The sequence below is a fragment of the Acinetobacter sp. DL27 genome (assembly GCF_055810995.1).
Genome location: NZ_CM147947.1, coordinates 938,088 through 958,371, shown reverse-complemented (window position 1 = coordinate 958,371; position 20,284 = coordinate 938,088). Strand labels below are relative to the sequence as shown.

At 42.2% G+C, this 20,284-nt stretch carries 18 protein-coding genes and 2 tRNA genes; 6 read left to right on the top strand and 14 right to left on the bottom strand.

What is annotated here, in order from left to right; translation table 11 throughout:
• Positions 1 to 20: 20 nt before the first annotated feature.
• Positions 21 to 998 carry a zinc-binding dehydrogenase gene (locus AC0KVP_RS04595; protein WP_125279968.1) on the bottom strand — a complete coding sequence of 326 codons (978 nt, stop codon included), beginning with the start codon at positions 996 to 998 and terminating at the stop codon, positions 21 to 23.
• 3 nt (positions 999 to 1,001) lie between these two features.
• Complete coding sequence (locus AC0KVP_RS04590) at positions 1,002 to 1,634, bottom strand: TetR/AcrR family transcriptional regulator (RefSeq protein WP_473339281.1); 633 nt, start codon at positions 1,632 to 1,634, stop codon at positions 1,002 to 1,004.
• A 169-nt stretch (positions 1,635 to 1,803) separates the two neighbouring features.
• On the opposite strand from AC0KVP_RS04590, the gene AC0KVP_RS04585 reads away from it, so the two are divergent.
• Positions 1,804 to 2,952: an acetyltransferase domain-containing protein gene (locus AC0KVP_RS04585; RefSeq protein WP_473339279.1), complete on the top strand. Its 1,149-nt coding sequence runs from the start codon at positions 1,804 to 1,806 to the stop codon at positions 2,950 to 2,952.
• A 139-nt stretch (positions 2,953 to 3,091) separates the two neighbouring features.
• Here the strand turns inward: AC0KVP_RS04585 and AC0KVP_RS04580 are convergent, their stop codons facing one another.
• The 6 genes from AC0KVP_RS04580 to greB all read right to left on the bottom strand — a co-directional run bounded on the left by AC0KVP_RS04580 (position 3,092) and on the right by greB (position 7,038).
• Complete coding sequence (locus tag AC0KVP_RS04580) at positions 3,092 to 3,964, bottom strand: EamA family transporter (protein WP_473339277.1); 873 nt, start codon at positions 3,962 to 3,964, stop codon at positions 3,092 to 3,094.
• Between the two features lie 25 nt (positions 3,965 to 3,989).
• Entirely contained in the window at positions 3,990 to 4,895 is a 906-nt protein-coding gene (locus tag AC0KVP_RS04575; protein WP_473339276.1) for a DMT family transporter, read from the bottom strand.
• Positions 4,892 to 5,470, bottom strand: coding sequence for a TetR/AcrR family transcriptional regulator (locus tag AC0KVP_RS04570; RefSeq protein ID WP_473339275.1), 579 nt, complete (start codon positions 5,468 to 5,470; stop codon positions 4,892 to 4,894). The genes AC0KVP_RS04575 and AC0KVP_RS04570 overlap by 4 nt, the downstream gene beginning before the upstream one ends.
• Before the next feature lie 584 nt (positions 5,471 to 6,054).
• Positions 6,055 to 6,144, bottom strand: a tRNA-Ser gene (locus AC0KVP_RS04565).
• Between the two features lie 220 nt (positions 6,145 to 6,364).
• Positions 6,365 to 6,454: transfer RNA gene (locus tag AC0KVP_RS04560), tRNA-Ser, on the bottom strand.
• A gap of 89 nt (positions 6,455 to 6,543) precedes the next feature.
• Positions 6,544 to 7,038: a transcription elongation factor GreB gene (greB, locus tag AC0KVP_RS04555; RefSeq protein WP_078425340.1), complete on the bottom strand. Its 495-nt coding sequence runs from the start codon at positions 7,036 to 7,038 to the stop codon at positions 6,544 to 6,546.
• 365 nt (positions 7,039 to 7,403) lie between these two features.
• Here greB and AC0KVP_RS04550 point away from each other — a divergent pair, with 365 nt between their 5' ends.
• Positions 7,404 to 8,516: an MltF family protein gene (locus AC0KVP_RS04550; RefSeq protein ID WP_339422351.1), complete on the top strand. Its 1,113-nt coding sequence runs from the start codon at positions 7,404 to 7,406 to the stop codon at positions 8,514 to 8,516.
• Positions 8,517 to 8,583: 67 nt separating this feature from the next.
• Here the strand turns inward: AC0KVP_RS04550 and AC0KVP_RS04545 are convergent, their stop codons facing one another.
• Entirely contained in the window at positions 8,584 to 8,967 is a 384-nt protein-coding gene (locus tag AC0KVP_RS04545; RefSeq protein WP_004695646.1) for an SCP2 sterol-binding domain-containing protein, read from the bottom strand.
• Positions 8,968 to 9,194: 227 nt separating this feature from the next.
• On the bottom strand, positions 9,195 to 10,118 hold the full coding sequence (gene ttcA / locus AC0KVP_RS04540; protein WP_004695645.1) for a tRNA 2-thiocytidine(32) synthetase TtcA: 924 nt from the start codon (positions 10,116 to 10,118) through the stop codon (positions 9,195 to 9,197).
• A 502-nt stretch (positions 10,119 to 10,620) separates the two neighbouring features.
• On the opposite strand from ttcA, the gene AC0KVP_RS04535 reads away from it, so the two are divergent.
• On the top strand, positions 10,621 to 11,493 hold the full coding sequence (locus AC0KVP_RS04535) for a lytic transglycosylase domain-containing protein (protein ID WP_062033993.1): 873 nt from the start codon (positions 10,621 to 10,623) through the stop codon (positions 11,491 to 11,493).
• Between the two features lie 117 nt (positions 11,494 to 11,610).
• On the top strand, positions 11,611 to 12,516 hold the full coding sequence (htpX, locus tag AC0KVP_RS04530) for a protease HtpX (protein WP_004695643.1): 906 nt from the start codon (positions 11,611 to 11,613) through the stop codon (positions 12,514 to 12,516).
• Between the two features lie 71 nt (positions 12,517 to 12,587).
• On the opposite strand, the gene AC0KVP_RS04525 is transcribed toward htpX, so the two are convergent.
• The 4 genes from AC0KVP_RS04525 to AC0KVP_RS04510 all read right to left on the bottom strand — a co-directional run bounded on the left by AC0KVP_RS04525 (position 12,588) and on the right by AC0KVP_RS04510 (position 18,253).
• Positions 12,588 to 12,953, bottom strand: coding sequence for a bleomycin resistance protein (locus AC0KVP_RS04525; RefSeq protein WP_473339272.1), 366 nt, complete (start codon positions 12,951 to 12,953; stop codon positions 12,588 to 12,590).
• 6 nt (positions 12,954 to 12,959) lie between these two features.
• Positions 12,960 to 13,553: a DUF4112 domain-containing protein gene (locus AC0KVP_RS04520; protein ID WP_473340415.1), complete on the bottom strand. Its 594-nt coding sequence runs from the start codon at positions 13,551 to 13,553 to the stop codon at positions 12,960 to 12,962.
• Between the two features lie 115 nt (positions 13,554 to 13,668).
• Positions 13,669 to 15,015: a magnesium transporter gene (gene mgtE / locus AC0KVP_RS04515; protein ID WP_473339271.1), complete on the bottom strand. Its 1,347-nt coding sequence runs from the start codon at positions 15,013 to 15,015 to the stop codon at positions 13,669 to 13,671.
• Positions 15,016 to 15,148: 133 nt separating this feature from the next.
• The gene (locus AC0KVP_RS04510) at positions 15,149 to 18,253 is read right to left on the bottom strand and encodes a multidrug efflux RND transporter permease subunit (RefSeq protein WP_473339269.1); all 3,105 of its coding nucleotides are present in this window, start codon (positions 18,251 to 18,253) and stop codon (positions 15,149 to 15,151) included.
• Between the two features lie 256 nt (positions 18,254 to 18,509).
• Between AC0KVP_RS04510 and AC0KVP_RS04505 the strand changes: the two genes are divergently transcribed.
• Positions 18,510 to 19,649, top strand: coding sequence for a glycerophosphodiester phosphodiesterase (locus AC0KVP_RS04505; RefSeq protein ID WP_473339268.1), 1,140 nt, complete (start codon positions 18,510 to 18,512; stop codon positions 19,647 to 19,649).
• A gap of 215 nt (positions 19,650 to 19,864) precedes the next feature.
• Positions 19,865 to 20,239 carry a diacylglycerol kinase gene (locus AC0KVP_RS04500; protein WP_125273237.1) on the top strand — a complete coding sequence of 125 codons (375 nt, stop codon included), beginning with the start codon at positions 19,865 to 19,867 and terminating at the stop codon, positions 20,237 to 20,239.
• The last annotated feature ends 45 nt before the right edge of the window (positions 20,240 to 20,284 follow it).

The following is a 20,284-nucleotide window of genomic DNA, read 5'->3' as shown; positions in this document are numbered from 1 at the left end:
GCTGATCTAGGTCGAAACTCTTAGGGCTTCAAAAGTACTTTACCCTGACGTGCGCCTTGCGTCGCTTTCAGTGCAGCATCTTTAATTTGTGCAAAGCTGAAGATACCTTCAACAGGCAGCAGTAATTTTTTCTGTGCAGCAAGCGTCAATAACTCCACAATTAACGCTTTTTTGCGTTCAGCAGACAATTGCTTATTCACCACACTCGCCCAAAAACCTTTGACTGTGGCTTGTTTAAAAATCAGATCTCCCGAAGAAATCTGCATGGTCTCACCCGTCATGCTACCAAATGAAACCAATAGACTATTTTCGCTCAGTAAAGCCAACATTTCACCACTGGCCTGACCACCAATGGAGTCTACACCCGCAATCAGTGGCTGATCTGCATGAATCGCTTTGACTTGTTCTTTCCAATCGGCTTGGTCTGTTGCTACCACATTTTGAATACCTAAGGCCTGCATTTCAGCTACAGCCTCAGTACGGCGAACCAAATGAATCACCTTTTGACCACGCGCTTTTGCAATCATTGCTACGGTTTTACCCACCGCACCATTGGCGGTGTTCTGAATCAACCACGAATCTGCTGGTAAGTCGATAAAATCTAAGAGCATCAGTGCACTGATCGGCATCCCAATCAACTGAGCTGCCGTTTCATCATCAATCGCATCAGTTAAAGGCACGACGCCATGCGCTGGCGCAATAAAATATTCAGCCCAACTGCCATGAATTCCTGCAACTGCTACACGCTGACCTACCGATATGCCTTGTACACCCTCACCAAGCGCATCAATCACACCCACAGCTTCACTGCCACCAATTGCAGGAAGCGTCGGTTTATAACCATAACTACCACGCACTGTCCACACGTCATGGTTATGCATTGGCGATAGAATCATTTTAATACGTACTTCACCCGCTTTCGGCTCAGGTTGCGGCATATCCGCAGCTTCCAAGACGTCAACAGGTTCACCAAAATGGTGATGAATAATACTTTGCATTTGCTATTCCTTTATCGGTTGTAATAGTTGTTGGGTGGTTTCCAAAGCGAGGTAAAGGGGCTGCTTATCTTGGGCCAGTCTTGCCAATAAAGCTGCTCCCAACCACAGTTGATACATCGTCTGTGCCATTTTTTCAGCGTCAATATGCGCTGGAATTGAACCGTCTTGCTGCCCTGCTTGGATTAGGCCCGAAATACGTTCTGTTAACTTACGCACCCCGAAGTTCAAAATCTGACGCATATCTTCAGATAAATCTGAGACTTCTGCTGCCAATTTGACGATCAAACAATTCTCCGCCCACCCCCCATCGCTATGATGTTCAACTCCACTTTCAATATGTGATGGGTTATCAATCCATGCTTGCCAAAGTGCCACGAGACTTGCATAGGCGTTTCGCTGTTCTTGCTGTATCAGCTGATCGATTTTGACTTTATAATCGGCCAGATACTGCTGGAGTAGCGCACAACCGAAAGCCTCTTTCGAAGCAAAGTAATAATAGAATGAACCTTTCGGCACATCACAATTCTTTAGAATTTCCTGTAAGCCCACTCCGACAAAACCTTTATGTAACACCAGTTGAAAACTGCTATTTAAAATGTGTAGTCGTGTTGCTTCACTTTTATCTGATCGTTTCATATCCACACTATAAATTAATAATAGACCAGTCGTCTATAAAATAATGCATCTTTTCGATACTTCATCTCGAACCATTGGATTGCATATAAATTTTACTGATTAAATCCTAGATATAAATGATCGAAATAAATGTTACATTATACCATAACACTAATTTTCAATTCATCTTATGTCTATACCTTCACAACGTTTACAAGCGATTGATGCACTCAGAGGACTGGTTATTCTGATTATGATGGTCGACCATGTCAGAGAAACTTTTTATCTGCACCAGCAAGTCCCCGACCCGATGCTGATTCCAGGAACAGAAGAATCCCTTTTCTTTAGCCGAATCTTGGCTCACTTATGTGCCCCTGTTTTTGTGATTTTAACAGGCTTATCGGCTTATCTTTACCAAGCAAAAAACAACAGTATTCAAATGACCCGTGAATTTTTACTCAAACGCGGTCTATTTCTGATTTTTCTCGAACTGATCATCATCAACTTCGCTTGGACTGGACAGTTCCCGCCCGATGTCATCTATTTACAAGTGATTTGGGCCATTGGTCTCAGTATGGTGGTTTTAGCAGGCTTGATTGGGCTATCGCAAAAATGGCTCTGGGTGATCAGTCTCAGCATTATTTTTGGACATAATACGCTGGATCAAGTGTCATTCTCACAAATACCGATCCTGCAAAATCTGTGGTTTATTTTGCATGAACGTGGTTGGATCGAATTTGGAGATCTGATTCGTTTTAGAACCTCTTATCCAGTACTGCCTTGGATTGGGGTGATTACCCTTGGCTATTGCATCGGCCATACCATATTTAACAGTACATACGATGTCGCGAAAAGAAATCAAATCTTGTTAGCTTTCGGGCTTGCCAGTATCAGCTTATTTATCTTTTTAAGAATGATCAATATTTATGGCGATCAAGCATGGTCAGTCATGCCGACCAGTATTGAAACCATTATGAGTTTTTTAAATCTGACCAAGTATCCGCCATCGCTGCTGTTTATTTTGTGGAATGTCGGGCTAGGCTTAGTCCTGTTAGTGTTACTTCAAAAGGTTGAAAGTAAACCTTGGATCAAACCCTTGATTGTCTTTGGTTCCGTGCCGATGTTCTTCTATATCGTGCACTTATATGTGCTGAAAGCCCTCTATCTCATTGCGGTCGCACTGTTTGGCACGACCCATGGCGAATACTTCGGCGTCGATCATGTCTCCACTCTCTGGCTCATTTCGATTATTTTAACTGTGGCTCTCTATCCCTTGATGTTGAAATTTTCAGCCTTTAAACATAAAAACAAGCACATTCACATTCTTAAATACCTCTAAGGATTTAAGCTGTATAGCCAATTTCACTGAAACAAGATTGATGCTTAGTCCCACTAGGCATCAATCTTTACCTTATATCAGGTTATAAATCATGACACTTATATGCAGTACTACCCTACTTCAGTTTCAATAAACAAACTTAGTCTAAACATGTTTGAGCAACGCCTGTCTTTTGATAAGAACAATAGAAGAATCCTGCACACGATGCCATGATAATTGACACCCCTGTCATTTGATAAAGGTTTAAATTTTCACCTAAAATAAGCCACCCCGCCAATGCACTGACGATTGGTGAAGCACTTAACAACACCCCAAATATTTTGGGTGACAAACGCTTCATTGCAAAAATATCCAGTAAAAATGGAATACAACTCGACAGCAATGACACCACGATGCATAGACCGACTACCCCATATGTACTGAAAGCCTGTCCAACATTAGATATTCCAAAAGGAACAATACATAGCGTCGCAATCATCATGCCGATTGCTACCGTGTTACTGCCGCCTTTGGCCACTTTGGTGCCATAAATAATATACAGTCCCCAGCAGATGGCTGCACCAAGCGCATATAACATGCCAATATAGCTAAAGTTATTATCCGCCCTCCCTAAGGGAAATAAGATCAAACCAATCAGCGATAAGCCACCCCAGACAAGGTCAGATTTATTTCGTGACATAAAAATAGCCACAGCCAAAGGCCCTAAGACCTCAATTGAAATCGCGATCCCGACCGACATATAGGAAAAGGCTTTATAAATGAGTAAATTCATCAAGCTTAAAATCACGCCATAACAAAAGAGATCTTTCCATTCCATGCTGTTTTGACGAAAAGTTTTCCATGGCTGAAATACAATCCATAAAAAAACTGCGGATAAACCTAAACGCACCAAAGCGACCGTTTCAGCTCCGAGGATGGGAAAAAGCATTTTTGCAAACGCAGCACCCACTTGTACTGAAATTAAAGACAATATTGCTGCGAAAAGTGCTGTTTCTTGTTTATGTATCATCATTTATGAAACGACCCAATCAGAAAATTTACTTTGCTTTGGTGAGTAATGCTAAGCAGATTGAAATTAAAACCATCCCAATCCAACCGATTGGTGCAAGTTGTTCTCCCACCAACAGGATTGCAAAAACAGCAGCAACCAAAGGTTCAAACAAGGTCAAGGTAATGGCCTTACTGGCAGGCACGGTTTTTAAGCCATATCCAAATAAAACATAGCCCAAAAACATTGGGATCAACATCATATAACCCACGACATAAAGGTTGGTGTTTTCTTCAAACAAGTTTGAACCTGTTATCCATAAAGTCGGAAGTAATAATAAAGAACCAAGTCCGAAGATGAGCCCCATAGACGCTTTTGCATCCATTCCTTGGTCAATCATTCGTTTTGCCGCCCAAGAATATAAAGCATAGGTCAATCCAGCAACCGCCCCTAAAGCAATACCCAACATTGGTCGATTTTGGGACAAATGCTCCGTGGTTGTTACAGCATGTGATTCCTCGAGTGAAAGTAACACAACGCCCGTCACTCCCAAGATAAAACTCATCAGCCATGTCATCGAAAGTGCTTTTCGGTCAAACACCCTTTCTAAAAGTGCAGTAAATAAAGGCGCCGTACCAATCGAAACGACTGTTCCAATGGTGATGCCTGCATAGTGCATAGATGAATAAAAGGCCAACGGATAAATAAAAACCGCAATTACACCTACACCGAGCATCACAGCATTGGCTTTGACATGTACCAGATGGTAGATAATACTTTTTCGCGCCAAAAGTGCCTGTAACAGTCCTCCACCGCCCATGGCGGCAGCGCCAACAGCCAAAGGACTCAAATTAGGTGCAAAAGATGCGACTGTGCCCGTCGTTCCCCATAGAAAAGCAGCGAACAGCACCGCGATAAAACCATAATTCGGTACCGCAGAAACAGACTGATTCACGTACTGGTTTCCTGTGCTAAAAGTGTTTTCACCATCGCTGTTGCAGCTTGTACTTTTTCACTCGAGCTTTCCAAGCCTGCTCGCGCAATCGATCCCTCTAAAACAAAAGACAACAACAAAGCCATTTGTTTGACCTTCTCTGCGTCCAAAATGATAAGGGCAAGCTGTGTAGAGATAATGTTTTCAATTTCATCCTTATGCCGTTTTACAGCCAAGCGCTCGGCGCTGTGCGCTGGGAACTCAGCAGCAGCATTCAACAAACCACAGCCCCGAAAGCCTTTTTCATAGGCAAACCCAGCATGGTCTTGATAGGCTTCAAAAACCGCGACAATTTTATCAATAGGGGTATGGGCTTTTTGGTTTCGAAGCGCATACAAATCTAACCACTCTTGATGCCGTGCTTCTATATAAGAGGTAATCAAGTCAGCCTTGGTCGGGAAATTATTATATAAGGACATTTTGGCAACTTTGGCCTTATCGGTAATGCTGTTAATCCCAGTACTGGTGATGCCATCGTTATAAAACAAAATCGCGGCTGCATCTAAAATTTTCTGTTTTGCGGTTTTCGTATTCATCACACTCAACTAAGTAGACCGATCTACCTAATTTATAGAATCCGTAAAAATATGCAAGTCACCATTGCTTATTTAATGAAGGAAATATCAGATGAATCAAATACGGGAGAATACCCTTCAATGGACCCATTGCAATGGAGGTGATAAAAAGCGAAACTGAACAATCGCTCTATACTTTTACACGGCATATGTAGTTCCAACCTATAGGTAATGAGTTGCTAGATAGGCCGAACGAAGGATGCTAAAAACCACACAGATGAAATTGAGAAACTTTCGAAAAACTGATCTACAGAAATGACTGTTACACAGTGCAACTGCATAGTCTCTATAACTGCTTGTATGAAACGAATAGTGGATCTAGAAAAGGATCGAGTTGGACAGCTCAAGCTATAGCTGAATACTATAAAAGAAGACTTCAATACCTTAAATAAAAAAAGCAGCAAGAGAAGGTCTGACTGCTTTTTTTAGAATTTGATCACTGCCGATCTATGTGGTGTTCCCCACACTACTTGACGTAATGGCCCAACTTAAATTTGGGTTATTGATTAATTACCAGTTTTAATAATTTGTATTTAAAAATAATTTGGCGGAAGCGGTGAGATTCGAACTCACGGAGGACTCACACCCTCGTCGGTTTTCAAGACCGGTGCATTAAACCGCTCTGCCACGCTTCCATGGGCGCTATCATATAAATAAAAATATTTTTTGGCAAATATTTTTCATCTCACGGCCTTCAAAAAGCCACTATTCAGCTAAAAAATGTTCAATCTCAATAAGATATTAAATTTACAGCCTCTATAGGATGGAAAATTGATCAATAACTCTGGCATCTTTTAAAAATTAACTTTAAAAAAGGCATAAAAAAAACCCTGGCTCAGTCAGGGTTTTTGAATTTGGCGGAAGCGGTGAGATTCGAACTCACGGAGGACTCACACCCTCGTCGGTTTTCAAGACCGGTGCATTAAACCGCTCTGCCACGCTTCCATGGGCGACATCATATAAACATTCAATCTACTTGGCAAATACTTTTCTTCAAAAATCACACCAAGTGGCTAAAATTAAAACAAAATCTTTTAGTTCTCTGAACTTTCAGGTATGTCATAACGAATTGAATTGACGTACCAGTGTTTTTTTCCAGTTGGCGTCAACACTTCAATTTCATCATCGACTTGTTTGGAGAGTAAAGCACGTGCCATCGGCGAGTCGATGGAGATGTGCTGCGGGTGATGATCGTAAATTTCATCCACCCCGACGATGCGTAAGGTTTTTTGTTCCCCTGCATCATTTTCAATTTCGACCCAAGCGCCAAAATAAATCTTGCCAGCCTGCTCTTCAGAAAAGTCGATAATACGAAGTTCTTCGAGGCGTTTTCCCAAGTAGCGAACTCGTCGATCAATCTTACGTAAGATCTGTTTGTTGTACTGATAATCCGCGTTTTCACTACGGTCGCCAAGGCTTGCCGCCCAGTTTACTTTCTTGGTAATTTCAGGGCGTTCTTCATGCCAAAGCTGCTTTAATTCCGCCACCAATTTGTCGTGACCTGCACGTGTAATTAAGTTTGATTTCATGATGAATGCCGTCTAAATCTGCTTATTGATTTACAACAAAGGATTATTTTATCCCTTATTTCTCCACAACAGAAGTTTATAAAATAAATTCCTGAATTAAATTAAATTGTTATGTTACATTTTTCAAAAAAATATTGCACAAAATTTGACACTTTTAAAATTGATATATATTATGCGCACATCTTAAATTAGTTGCCTATTTTTTAATCTATGTAGTTTTTCTACATAATCTTCTTAATCCCATGTCATTTTGAATGACGTCATGAATGCCCAACCTCTTATTGAATTTAGACAACTTGAACTCGTTTTAAGGCATGTTTTTGCCTTTGCGTTCTAGGGCATAAATTACTTGTAGCGGAGACAACATGCACAGTAGTTCAACTTCTGGATCGAGGCTTTGCCTTAATTCATTAACTTTCTCTCTCCCGTTGAAAGCCCTTGCTTTAAGTACTTTGTTAATTCCATTTCATAGTATTAATGCAAGTAAGACCTACCAATATGATAACGTCGTCAATCATAATAAATTGACTGTCGTTTCAGTGGAAAACCCAACGACCGTTTTTAAAGATGGTCAGCATTTGCATGGTTTTGGTTATGACCTTGCACGTAACTATGCAGACAGCTTAAATGTAAAGCTAGACTTCAAAACCGTCCCCGATAATGCTACAGCACTGAAATGGGTAGCACAGGGCAAAGCAAATTTTGCAATGACGACGGCAAGTGTTCAAACGATTGAACAAAAAAGTCTCGCAACCTTTTCTGCAACTTGTGGTGATTTAAACGTTTTACGTAAAAATGGCCTCAATACTGAACTGAACTGGGTGTTTAAACATGCGAATGATCCATTGACGCAAACGGCGAGTGGATTTGTCTGCCGTGGTAAACAATCTGGTTCAATTGGTCAATTGGCCTCTTTTTACAACCGTAATGTCGTGAAGCCTGAAAACTGGAATACGATTCAACGCGATTTGCGTCAGCGTATGCCAATCTATAAGGCCAGTTTTAAAAGCACAGCACAAAAGTACGATTTAGATTGGCACTTATTAGCAGCGATTGGTTATCAAGAGTCTTACCTTAAGCCGAACTCCGTTTCTCCCACGGGTGTTCGCGGTTTGATGATGTTGACCAACAGCACAGCCAAAGCCATGGGTGTGAGTAACCGTACCGATCCAGCGCAAAGCATCCAAGGTGGTGCCAAGTACTACGACCAAATGCTGAGTCGCTATGAGGATATCCCCTTCCCTGACCGTAACTGGTATGCATTGGTTGCGTACAATATGGGACCAGGTGCGGTGAATCAGATTCAAAAACGGATTCAGGCTCAAGGTAAAGATCCCAATAACTGGCTCAATTTGTATGCTTACTTAGAGCACAACCAAGCTAAAAATGGTCGCTACCGCCAAGCGCTTCAGTATGTGACGCGTATCCGTGCTTATCTTGAACACATTAAAACCACACCGCAGCTGGTCAATATCTAAAAGATCATCTCTAGTAGCATAAAAAAAGCTTACCTTTATAGGTAAGCTTTTTTTTATTTCAGAACGCTTAAGCCGTTTGCTCAAGCACTTTCTTAAATAAATCTTTTTGCTCTTGGCTTGGCTTCGCTGTTTGCAATGCCATCAACTGTGACATATCACCTTGAACTTTTATTTTACCCGTCATGAACGCTTGCATTGCTGCAGCCATATCAAATTCAAGGAACACTTTACGCAGTGTTTCAGCATCCATGTTCAAGGTTGTTTTCGCGTTTGAAGACAAGCCTTTTTTAATTGCGCCACCATCTAAAGATAATTCGGTATTACCCGCATTGTCAGCAACAACTAAGTTAATTGCAAGATTCGCAAGTGCTGGCGGCAGGTTCAAATTCCCCGCTTGAGCAGTTAATGTTTCTACAGTTGAAAACCAATCATCAGTTAAAAAAGCAGGCATGATGTTTCCTCAATTCTTTGTTCGTTGTGTGCTGCCTATCCAGACGGCATCATTGTGAAGCTAAATATGCTCGGAGATTGTTATAGCATGTATATCCTACATGTGCCTAAAGTTTTTTGTACGTACCGTTCATATTTTATATTTCTTATACAAAGTTTATCAAAATCATCCACATAAAAAAAACACCAATCAATGATTGGTGTTTTGCATTGGCCTAACTGACAAAATTAGTCTGCTGCAAAGCCAAGATTAACCATGTTAATACGTTTGTTCTCTGGCTCATCTTCCGTTGAACAACTTTCACCTTTAAAGTCGAATTCACGTTCGCTATCTAACGCTTCAAAGTCGAATAACTCACGATCCGCCAGCTGCGATGGCGAGACGTTTTGTAAAGCACCAAAAATACTGTGTAGACGCTTTGGATGCGCTTTATCCCACTCACGCAACATGTCATTTAACATGGCACGTTGCAGATTTTCCTGAGAACCACACAAGTTACACGGAATAATCGGGAACTGACGCATTTCAGCATATTTAATGATGTCTTTTTCTTCCACATAAGCCAGTGGGCGAATCAAGATGTTCTTTTTATCTGACGATAGCAATTTAGGAGGCATCGCCTTTAAGCTACCGCCATGGAACAAGTTCAAGAAGAAGGTCGCCAAGATATCATCACGGTGATGCCCCAACGCCACTTTGGTTGCGCCAATTTCTTGCGCAAAGCCGTATAAAGAGCCACGGCGTAAGCGTGAACAAACTGCACAGTAGGTTTTGCCTTCAGGCGTTAAACGTTTGGTGATGCTGTAGGTGTCTTTTTCTAAGATATAGTAGGGAATATTATTCTCTTCTAAATAACGTGGTAACACGTCCTCAGGGAAACCGGGTTGCTTCTGGTCCAAATTCACAGCCACCACATCAAAATTGATCGGTGCAATGCGTTTAAACTGCAACATAATATCGAGCAAGGTATAACTGTCCTTACCACCGGAGATGCAGACCATCACTTTATCGCCTTCTTCGATCATTTTAAAATCGCGAATGGCATGACCCACCTGACGGCGTAACTTTTTCAACAGACGATAATACGCAGAGCTAGTGGGTAGTTCTGGTTTAAAATTAAATCCCTGATTGGACTCAACTGGCGAGAACATAGACGAGTTAAACCTTAAAAAAAATACCGCGCAATTTTATCCGATTCACAGCCATCTCGCACCTAAAGAATGTAAATTCTCATGAATTGTCATTGCTGTCATATTCATGTATTGAAATCGGTTTAACTTTGAACGATTGCGTTCATATTTTAGCTGAACTGCTTATGTTTTGGACTTTTCCACATTTTTCCACAAAAGCTGGGGATAACTTTGTGGATTCTAATCGACTTGACAGGGTGTCCCCCCTACTCTTTAAGGCTTCTATTTAAATTGATCATTTTTTGATCAATTTATTTACCATTAAATTTCAACAACTTAACCCAGTCAAGCAATCCTCATTAAAAATAAATTAATTATTTTTTTTGATTACTTGCTCAACAATTTGACTTGATTTTTACAAAGTCATGGATTTTTTGAACTTAAAATAGTTTCAGACGGTTCTTTTTTTGCTAAACTCATTTCTAGTCACTGAAATCGATTTTTTTACGATTAATAATAGATAATGAAAAATAAGCTGCTTTTGAGTCGTTTTTACGTTTTGGGGTGTATGACGATTTCGTTCATGGCACTGGATTGTCACGCGGGTCAAACCATCTACCAATTGAGAGATTCCAACGGCACGACCTTGTTAACCAATAAACAAAGTCGTTATAGCAACTTAAAAGTCGAAAAGAAAACCTATTATCCAGACAGCAATATCCACAGTTATAGTAATTGGGGGGCTTCTGAGTCTTCCGTGTTGCCCAGTTATAGTCGCAACAAAAATGCTTTTGACCACATTATTCGCCAAGCAGCTCAAACCCACGGCGTTTCTGAAGGCTTAATTAAAGCGGTCATGCATACCGAATCAGGCTTTAATGTCAATGCACGCTCACCTGTTGGGGCTCAGGGTCTTATGCAACTCATGCCTGCGACAGCACGGCGATTTAATGTCTCTAATGCGTATGATCCACAGCAGAACATAAATGCAGGTGCCAAGTATTTGGCATGGCTAATGAAACGCTTTAACGGCAATACCAGTCTTGCGCTTGCAGGTTACAATGCTGGCGAAGGCAATGTACAAAAGTACGGTGGTATTCCACCCTTCCGTGAAACTCAAGACTATGTTCGCCGCGTGAGTAGCCGTTATAGCAATTTATATGCAGGCGGGATCAACATCTCTTCAGGCTCGAATAACACACCAGCCAATGCTCAAGTCATTGCCCAATCTGCACATTACGATGCAGACTCTTCCCCAAGCACGCAACTCAGTGTGAGTCGTAGCGCACCTTCACGTCAAATTATCCTCGCAGCCGATGGCAGTTTTACTGATGCGCCGGGTTCCTACGCCACCGCCAATGCAACCGCCTCTGCCCGCATCCAAATTTCAGAATAATTTTTATAGCAGTTTTATTATTTTTTCTTGAATTTTGAAGAGTTTCACCTCATATTGAGATCAATGATTTTCGATTTATAAATCAGATTATTTTTTTATTATAAGAGGATTTTCTCAATGATGCGGATTGGTTTGTTCTTGCTAACCAACCTCGCGGTACTGGTTGTAGCTGGCATTATCTTGTCACTCTTCGGTGTCGGTAGTTACCATGGCGCGGGTGGCTTAAATCTAGGTAACCTACTGGTTATCTGTTTTGTCTTTGGTATGGTTGGCTCAATGATTTCTCTATTCATGTCAAAATGGATGGCGAAAAAAACAACTGGTACAGAGTTAATTGACCCAAATGCCCCGCGCAACCAAGCTGAAGCATGGTTGTTACAAGAAGTCGCTCAATTAGCGCAACGTTCTGGTATTAAAATGCCAGAAGTCGGTATTTTCCCGTCTTACCAATCTAATGCTTTTGCTACAGGTTGGAACAAGAACGATGCATTAGTCGCAGTTTCTACCGGCTTACTTGAGCGTATGAATAAAGACGAGCTTCGTGCAGTCTTGGCTCACGAAATTGGTCACGTGGCCAATGGTGACATGGTGACTTTGGCGCTCGTTCAAGGTGTCGTGAACGCCTTTGTGATGTTCTTTGCACGTGTCGCAGGTGATTTCATTGACCGTAATGTCTTTGGCCGTGAAGACGGAGAAGCTCCAGGTTTAGCTTATTTTGCCATTACCATCGTGCTTGATATTGTCTTTGGTATTTTAGCTTCTGCAATCGTAATGTGGTTCTCCCGCTACCGCGAATACCGTGCAGATGAAGCAGGTGCACGTCTTGCAGGCAAACAAGCGATGATTTCAGCCTTGTTACGTTTACAAGCGGAGTCACAACTTCCAGATGCGATGCCTAAAGAAATGAAAGCGTTTGCGATCGCGGCAGGTCAAGAACAAGGCTTTAGTTTAGCCGCGTTGTTCCAAACCCACCCAACGATTGAACAACGTGTTGCTGCTTTACAACAGCTCGATTGTCCATAAACAATTCGTTCACAAGATTTTAAAAAGCCTCCAATTGGAGGCTTTTTGTGACACTGCATAACAGGACATTTTTATTCAATCGTCACTTCGATACAGCGTAATAAACTGCCATTTGGGTCAATGATGCAAAACTGGCGGATCTCGTCAAAATCCTGAATATCGGTCAGACGAGCCCTTTCCCACAATGACCAATTCACTTTAGACCAGTATTCATAATAGGGTTGAATCTCTGCTACGCGAATACAGGCACTATGCCATGAACTATTTGGGTCTAAATGCGGATGATGGAAAAATTCCAGTGTCATTTCGCCCAAACGCAGAATCATCCACTCTGCGGACTGATAAACCAGATCAAAGCCCAAGCTTTGATAAAATGAAGCAGCGCACGCCAAATCAATCGCTGGCAAATTTGCCGTAATCTGACCTTCAAATTTCATCAGCGGCTATCCTACGTTTAATCCCTGTAACCAATGCCACATCACACTGCCACCCCACCACAATAAGCCAATAAAACACACCAAAAAGATCAGCCCTAGCAAATCAGGGATGTGTAGCCAAAGCCATGCCACTACTGGATTTCGCCAAAATGCGGATTGCTGCTGTTTCTTTTCCAATTTTTCATGAAGAAAAGGATGAGTCACATGATGCTCTGAATGGATTTGGTATTCTTCCCGAATATGGTCATGAACCACATCCAGTGCTTTACGACTCGGACGTATAAAAATATCAAACAATGTCCCTAACACAGGGATAAAACCGACCACAGCATCAATCATAGCCAGCTTCAATACTGGACTCAATTTCTCTTGCGGTACGCCAATTTGCTTGGCTTTATAAATGGCATAACAAGTTAGGGCAAAACCAGCGATATCACCAGCAATCGGAACAGTACTCAACGCAGCATCGGCACCGACACCCTGCTTGGTGAACGGGATACGCACCACAGAATCCATAATATTGGCATATTTGGCCAAATCACGCTCTAAACGAATGACATCTTGCTGGCTCATTTTTTTTTGTTCTAAGGGTTCAGGCATGTTGTTACTGATCTCCATCATTTCAACCACATTAACATCATAAAACCACTGAATTATGCTGGTTTTTATGACTTTTTTCTGTGCTAACTTTGTGTTAAAACAATTACTTATTAGCTTAAGACAAGGTCAGAATTTGCGAGGCAATCAGCAGATATACCACCACGCCTGACGCATCACAAATTGAGGTGACCAAAGGTGCAGATGCACTGGCTGGGTCGAGTTTCATGCGGTTTAAGATAAATGGCAGGCTCATACCAATCAGACAACCCATCAACACAATACCCATCATACTCAGTGCCAATACTACGGCGACCAGAATGTCCCCACGGAAATAGCCCAAGATGGAGACTGCCGTTGCCATAGTTCCACCTAAGCACAGCGCAACCAGACTTTCCCGTCCTAGCAAATAAAACCAGTCTTTAAAATGTACATCGCCCGTTGCCAGTGCACGTACCATTAAGGTTGCAGACTGAGACCCGGCATTTCCCCCACTTCCCACCAGTAAAGGTAGGAAAAATACTAAAACAATATGCGCCGCAATCAAGTCTTCAAAGTGTGCAATTCCCAGCCCTGAGAGTAAACTGCCAAAAACCAGAAACACCAGCCAAAACACCCGCTTCTTATACAGCAAGAGGATTGGAGCCGTTTTAATACTCATCTGCGGACTGGCCGCAACCGCACTACTTTTTAGAATATCTTCTGTGGTTTCTTGTTGTACCACATCCATTGCATCATCATAAGTCACAATCCCCAATAGAAGCTGCTGCTCATCGACAATGGGCAAAGCCATAAAATCATAATGAGCCAGTTTCTGTGCAATACTTTCCTGATCCTCACTGACTAAACCCGTGATGACATGACTGGTCATAACCTGTCCAATCGATTGTTCAGGCGGAGACTGGATAATTTGCCGCAGCGAAATCACACCGTGTAAATAGCGCGAGGCATCGGTCACATAAATGAGATATAAAGTTTCACTTTCCGCTGCATGCTGTCGTATATGTTGAATCGCCTGTTGCATGGTCATTTCGGCATGTACCGTAATGACCTCAGTGCTCATAATTGCACCCGCAGACTCGGCAGGATAATCCATCAAGGTCTTCAGCTGGGCTTGAACATGCGCATCTAGCTGCAGAAAAATCTGACCTTGAACCTCTTGTGCCAAGCTTTGAAATAAATCGGTACGGTCATCCGAATGCATATGAGCCAATAACTTCACCAGCAAAGCCTGAGGCAATTGCGCTGCTAGCTGCTGCTGCTCGGTTAATGCTAAAAACTCAAAGACATAACTGGCTTGTGGTAATTGTTCCAATAGCCGAATTTGGTCATTTATAGGCAGGCCCATTAAAATATCAGCCAAATCCGCAGTGCTGTACTGTTTCAGACTTTGGATAAAAGCATGGTTATCGGGCTGATTTAATTGCTCTTGGAAATCTTGCTGTGAAAATGACGGATTTGGCATACACCACTCAAATATTGTTTTTCTTTATCTGTGCGAGTATAGCAAAGGATCTTTAAATGTCAGGTCTTTCGGCCTGATTGGGTTAAAGGTTCGCTTTGCCGATTCGCTGCATACGAATGTTTCGGATTCAAGCTTAACCTTCGTCCTGAGGTGTTCGTCCATGAAACACACGGCGAACCAAGACATACATTAAAGGAATAAATAGCAACACTAATACCGTGCCAAAAATCACGCCACCGAGTACACTCACCCCAATTTCCTGACGACTTGCTGCCCCTGCACCAAAGGCAAAGACCAGAGGTGTGACACCCGCGCCAAAAGCCAAAGACGTCATTAAAATCGGGCGTAACCGTAAGCTTGCTCCTTCCAACGCTGCTTCAATTGCGGTTTGGCCTTTTTGCTGTGCCAATGAAGCAAATTCCACAATTAAAATCGCATTTTTACAAGATAAACCAATCGTGGTCAGCAAGGCAATTTGGAAGTAAATATCATTCGGAAAACCCGTCAGATAACTGAACAGAATATTGCCACCGATACCTAATGGAATCGCACTCATGACAGCTGTTGGAATACTCCAACTTTCATAAAGAGCAGCAAGGCATAAAAAGATAAAGCCTATGGAGACCAAATACAGCAGCAATGCTTGGTTATTGGACTGGTTTTCCTCGAAAGATAATCCGCTCCATGCCAGATCAATACCGTCATGTTCTCGCACCATGCTTTGTACGTCTTGCATGGCTTGTCCCGAACTCACATTTTGTGCTGTATCCGCTTCCATTTCTAGTGCGGTATAGCCCATAAAGCGATTCACCACCTCAGGGCCTCCGCTCCAAGATACTTGGGCAAAATTTGTAAAAGGAATCATTTGGTTCAGATCATTACGTACGGTCCACGCTTGAAGATCATCAGGTTTTGAACGAAACTCGGCATCCCCTTGCATAATTACCCGTTTAATCCGACCACGGTCAATAAAGTCATTGATATAACTTCCACCCCAAGCACTGGATAAGGTGCTATTAATGGCGGTCTGACTGAGTCCATTGGCCAAAGCTTGCTTTTGGTTTACATCCACTTTGAGCTCGGCTTTATCAGGATTAGAACGTTTATCTAAATTGCTAAAACTAGAGTACTGCTTGGATGCTTCCTGCAAAGCTTTGAACTGTGCTTCTAAATAAGCACGACCTTCGCCATTGATATCACGTATCCAAAACTCCATGCCATCGGTTTGCCCTAAGCCACTGACTGAAGACGGCATATTTACATTAATTTGTGCATTTCGATGCGACCTAAAATGAGCAATCGCCCGTTCTCGAATCGCTTGTGCGGAGTTCTCTTTCCCCTTACGTTCATCCCAATGTTTCAACGCAATAAAACCCTGACCTAAATTTTGTCCTGTTCCTGAGAAATTACGCCCATAGCGGATCATCACTAAATTGATATTGGCCTGTTCTTGGTCTAAAAAGTATTGGCGAATTTCTTCTCCCACCACACGGCTTTGACTCAGCGGTGCGCCATCGGCCAGTTTAAACTGCACACTTAAAATACCCTGATCTTCACTGGGAATAAAACTGGTCGGCAAAGCACGATAAAACAGCGCAAAGACGGCAATGAGCGCCACAAAAACCACCAGCATGATTTTACTGTGCTGAATGGTCTGAGTACTCAACTTTAAATAACGCTGTTTTAGCTGATCCAATTTCAGATTAAACCAAGTTGTCCATCGTGCCGATTTATCATTGGGTTTTAAAATTAAGGCACACAACGCTGGCGTCAGAATCAATGCGACCAGCAGCGATAGCGCCATGGCAGCAACTAAGGTCATTGAAAACTGACGGTAGATCACTCCTGTCGAGCCACCGAAAAAAGCCATGGGAATAAACACTGCGGTTAACACCAAGGTAATCCCAATCAATGCCCCACTGATTTCCTGCATCGATGCAATCGAGGCTTGTTGTGCACTCATCTGCTGTTCATGCATCAACCGTTCAACGTTTTCCACCACCACAATCGCATCATCCACCAAAAGCCCGATGGCTAAGACCAATGCAAATAAGGTTAAGGTGTTGATACTCATCCCGAGCACATACAGAATGGCAAGCGTGCCTAAAATTACAACAGGCACAGTGATGGTCGGAATCAACGTTGCGCGCCAGTTTTGCAAAAATACAAACATAACCACAATCACCAAAAGCACTGCTTCAAACAGTGTTTTGACCACTTCCTTAATCGACTCTTGCACAAAAGGCGTATTATCACGTGGATAAACAATTTGATAGCCTTCAGGCAGTTTAGAAGATAAACGGGCAACCTCTTGCTTAATCAATGCAGACGTCGCTAAGGCATTGGCACCTGAAGACAGTGAAATGCCCATCCCCGCTGAAGGAAAACCATTGATGGTATTAAACGACTGGTAATTTTCCGCGCCTAGTTCCACCCGTGCGACGTCTTTTAAATAAATAAAACTGCCATTGCGGGTCGATTTGACAATGATGTTCTCAAATTCTTCAACGGTTTTTAAACGTGTACCTGAGGTAACTTTGGCATTTAAATATTGATCTGACAGGCTGGGTAACTCGCCAATTGCCCCTGCGGCCACTTGAGTATTTTGCGCTTCAACCGCTGCACGAATATCACTCGGCATCAGTCCATATTGGCGCAGTTTATGCGGATTCAGCCATAAACGCATGGCATACTGCGCACCAAAAACATCAACCTCACCAACTCCATCAATACGGGCTAAATCTTGCTCCAAATGCGTCATCATATAATCTGACAGTGCAATATTGCTGCTTTTGCCTGTTTGGTCATAAAGCCCTATCACCATATGCGTATCGCCAAGCGACTTATAGACATTGACCCCTTGACGCTGCACATCTTCTGGTAAGCGGTTAATCACCCCATTGATGGCATTTTGTACTTGAACCTGAGCGGTATCTGGGTCGGTTCCATTTTCAAAACTAATGCTGATTCGACTACGACCATTCGAGTCACTGCTCGAACTAAAATACAGTAAATGATCAATCCCTTTAATTTGCTGCTCTAAAACCTGAGTAACGCTCTCCTCCACCGTCTCTGCCGACGCACCCGTATATGTTGCACTCACCGTAATTCGCGGAGGTGCAATATCGGGGTAGCGCTCTACAGGCAACTGGAAGGTGGCAAATAAACCAAATGCCATCACGATAATCGCCAGCACACCAGCAAAAATTGGACGATGAATAAAAAATTTAGACAGCATGGGACTGCGGTACTCTTGGGTCTGAGGCTAGATCTAGAAACTGGTATCACTTCATGCTTGATCTTCTATGACGAATCATTAAAAAACAAGACTTAACAACATGAAATAGAACATTAGAGCTAAATATGAAGAAACTATGAAGAAAGCTTTTTGACCAATTCATGACATCCTGTAATTTTTCGCAATTTGTCATTGATCTGAGATATTAAAATTGAACACTGAGTCCGCAACACCACAATAAAATGTTGAGGAACACATGTTAAAAAGAACATTATTGAGCTTTATTTTTTTAGGCTTATTGGGCTGTCATCATGATGAGAAGGATAATGCAGCGTCCCAAGCACCGCCAAACAACGCCAACTACATTGAGCCTACATTGCTTATTATTGGACATCGCGGCGCCAGCACGCTACGCCCTGAACACACCTTAGCCGCTTATCAAAAAGCGATTGATGATGGTGCAGATTTTATTGAGCCTGATTTGGTGCCAACTCTAGACGGTAATTTAGTCGCTCGCCATGAAAATGAAATCGGAGGAACCACCAATGTCAGCAGCTTACCGCAGTTTGCAGAACGCAAGACAAGTAAAGTCATTGATGACGTGACTTACACAGGTTGGTTTACTGAAGACTTTACTTTAAACGAGCTGAAGCAACTGAAGGCACGAGAACGTATTCCAGAGATTCGTCCAGCAAATGCCCAATATAATGATCAATTTGATCTTCCCACTTTAGATGAAATTATTGAGCTGGTGGATGCGCACTATAAAAAGACAGGAAAAATTGTGGGCCTGTATATCGAAACCAAACATCCCAGCTATTTCCAAGGTCTCAATTTAGCCATGGAGCAACGCCTACTAACCACGCTGGCCAAACACACCTATAGTCGTGACATTGCACCAGTCTATATTCAGTCGTTTGAAGTCAGCAACTTAAAACAGATGCGTCAGCAGTTGGATCAATTAAAATCGATTCGACATGTCAAAATTATTCAACTCTATGGCGGCAAGTCCGAACAACCTGCCGATGCTGTGCTTGCCAAATCAACACTCCGCTATAGTGATATGGCAACACCTCAAGGCCTAAAAGACGTCGCAAGTTATGCGCATGGTGTTGGGCCAAGTAAAACCTATATCGTGCCGAATACTCAGCCAGCGACCCCGACCAGTTTTGTGAACGATGCACACACTGTGGGCTTAAAAGTACATCCTTATACCCTACGCCCTGAAAACAATTTCTTACCAGATTATTTAGACTGTAGCGCCATCGCCGCTGAAAAGTGCGAAAAAGGTGCACTGGCAGAGTTTGACATTTTCTTTAAAGCGGGAGTGGATGGTGTCTTTACCGATGATCCTGCTTTGGGACGTCAAGCCGCCGATGCTTTTTTGAAAAAATAGAATAAGTCACACACATAGTAAACTAAACATCTGAGCATCTCGTTTACTTCCAACCCATATCCATCCTTTAACTATAGAGATTAAAAAGCAGGCTTTTTTAATCTCTTTCTCCTTATTTTAGGTGTACATAGATTAAGCACCTTTTGAATACTATAATTAAGTGACTTTTAATATAGATCATGTATTGTGGCTGAAATTTTAAAATGGTTGATGGTATGAGCCAATATTCCCCACTCAAAGGAAAGTCAGGTTTTAAACGTATTTTTAATGCAACTCATTATTCTATTTCAGGTTTTAAGGCCGCATTTGCGCACGAAGCTGCTTTTCGCCAAGTCCTGTTGATTAACCTGATTCTGATTCCAACAAGCTTTTTCTGTGATGTCAGTCGCTTAGAACAAGCCCTCATGGTAGCAGTCTGTTTACTTGCAATTATTGTTGAATTGTTCAATTCAGCCATTGAGGCAATTGTGGATCGTATTTCACTGGAGCGGCATGAGCTTTCAAAAAATGCCAAAGACATGGGCAGTGCAGCACAGTTTGTTTCTTTAGGTATTATCTTTATTGTTTGGCTGCTGATTTTGATGCCTTAATGTTTTTGTTCCATATTTCACGTTCAGTCTATTCAACAAGCTTAA

Excerpts from the sequence above, each read along its gene's own strand:
- AC0KVP_RS04595 (WP_125279968.1), bottom strand. The coding sequence starts at position 998 with ATGCAAAGTATTATTCATCACCATTTTGGTGAACCTGTTGACGTCTTG.
- AC0KVP_RS04590 (WP_473339281.1), bottom strand. The coding sequence starts at position 1,634 with ATGAAACGATCAGATAAAAGTGAAGCAACACGACTACACATTTTAAAT.
- AC0KVP_RS04585 (WP_473339279.1), top strand. The coding sequence starts at position 1,804 with ATGTCTATACCTTCACAACGTTTACAAGCGATTGATGCACTCAGAGGA.
- AC0KVP_RS04580 (WP_473339277.1), bottom strand. The coding sequence starts at position 3,964 with ATGATGATACATAAACAAGAAACAGCACTTTTCGCAGCAATATTGTCT.
- AC0KVP_RS04570 (WP_473339275.1), bottom strand. The coding sequence starts at position 5,470 with ATGAATACGAAAACCGCAAAACAGAAAATTTTAGATGCAGCCGCGATT.
- greB (WP_078425340.1), bottom strand. The coding sequence starts at position 7,038 with ATGAAATCAAACTTAATTACACGTGCAGGTCACGACAAATTGGTGGCG.
- AC0KVP_RS04550 (WP_339422351.1), top strand. The coding sequence starts at position 7,404 with ATGCACAGTAGTTCAACTTCTGGATCGAGGCTTTGCCTTAATTCATTA.
- AC0KVP_RS04545 (WP_004695646.1), bottom strand. The coding sequence starts at position 8,967 with ATGCCTGCTTTTTTAACTGATGATTGGTTTTCAACTGTAGAAACATTA.
- ttcA (WP_004695645.1), bottom strand. The coding sequence starts at position 10,118 with ATGTTCTCGCCAGTTGAGTCCAATCAGGGATTTAATTTTAAACCAGAA.
- AC0KVP_RS04535 (WP_062033993.1), top strand. The coding sequence starts at position 10,621 with ATGAAAAATAAGCTGCTTTTGAGTCGTTTTTACGTTTTGGGGTGTATG.
- htpX (WP_004695643.1), top strand. The coding sequence starts at position 11,611 with ATGATGCGGATTGGTTTGTTCTTGCTAACCAACCTCGCGGTACTGGTT.
- AC0KVP_RS04525 (WP_473339272.1), bottom strand. The coding sequence starts at position 12,953 with ATGAAATTTGAAGGTCAGATTACGGCAAATTTGCCAGCGATTGATTTG.
- AC0KVP_RS04520 (WP_473340415.1), bottom strand. The coding sequence starts at position 13,553 with ATGCCTGAACCCTTAGAACAAAAAAAAATGAGCCAGCAAGATGTCATT.
- mgtE (WP_473339271.1), bottom strand. The coding sequence starts at position 15,015 with ATGCCAAATCCGTCATTTTCACAGCAAGATTTCCAAGAGCAATTAAAT.
- AC0KVP_RS04510 (WP_473339269.1), bottom strand. The coding sequence starts at position 18,253 with ATGCTGTCTAAATTTTTTATTCATCGTCCAATTTTTGCTGGTGTGCTG.
- AC0KVP_RS04505 (WP_473339268.1), top strand. The coding sequence starts at position 18,510 with ATGTTAAAAAGAACATTATTGAGCTTTATTTTTTTAGGCTTATTGGGC.
- AC0KVP_RS04500 (WP_125273237.1), top strand. The coding sequence starts at position 19,865 with ATGAGCCAATATTCCCCACTCAAAGGAAAGTCAGGTTTTAAACGTATT.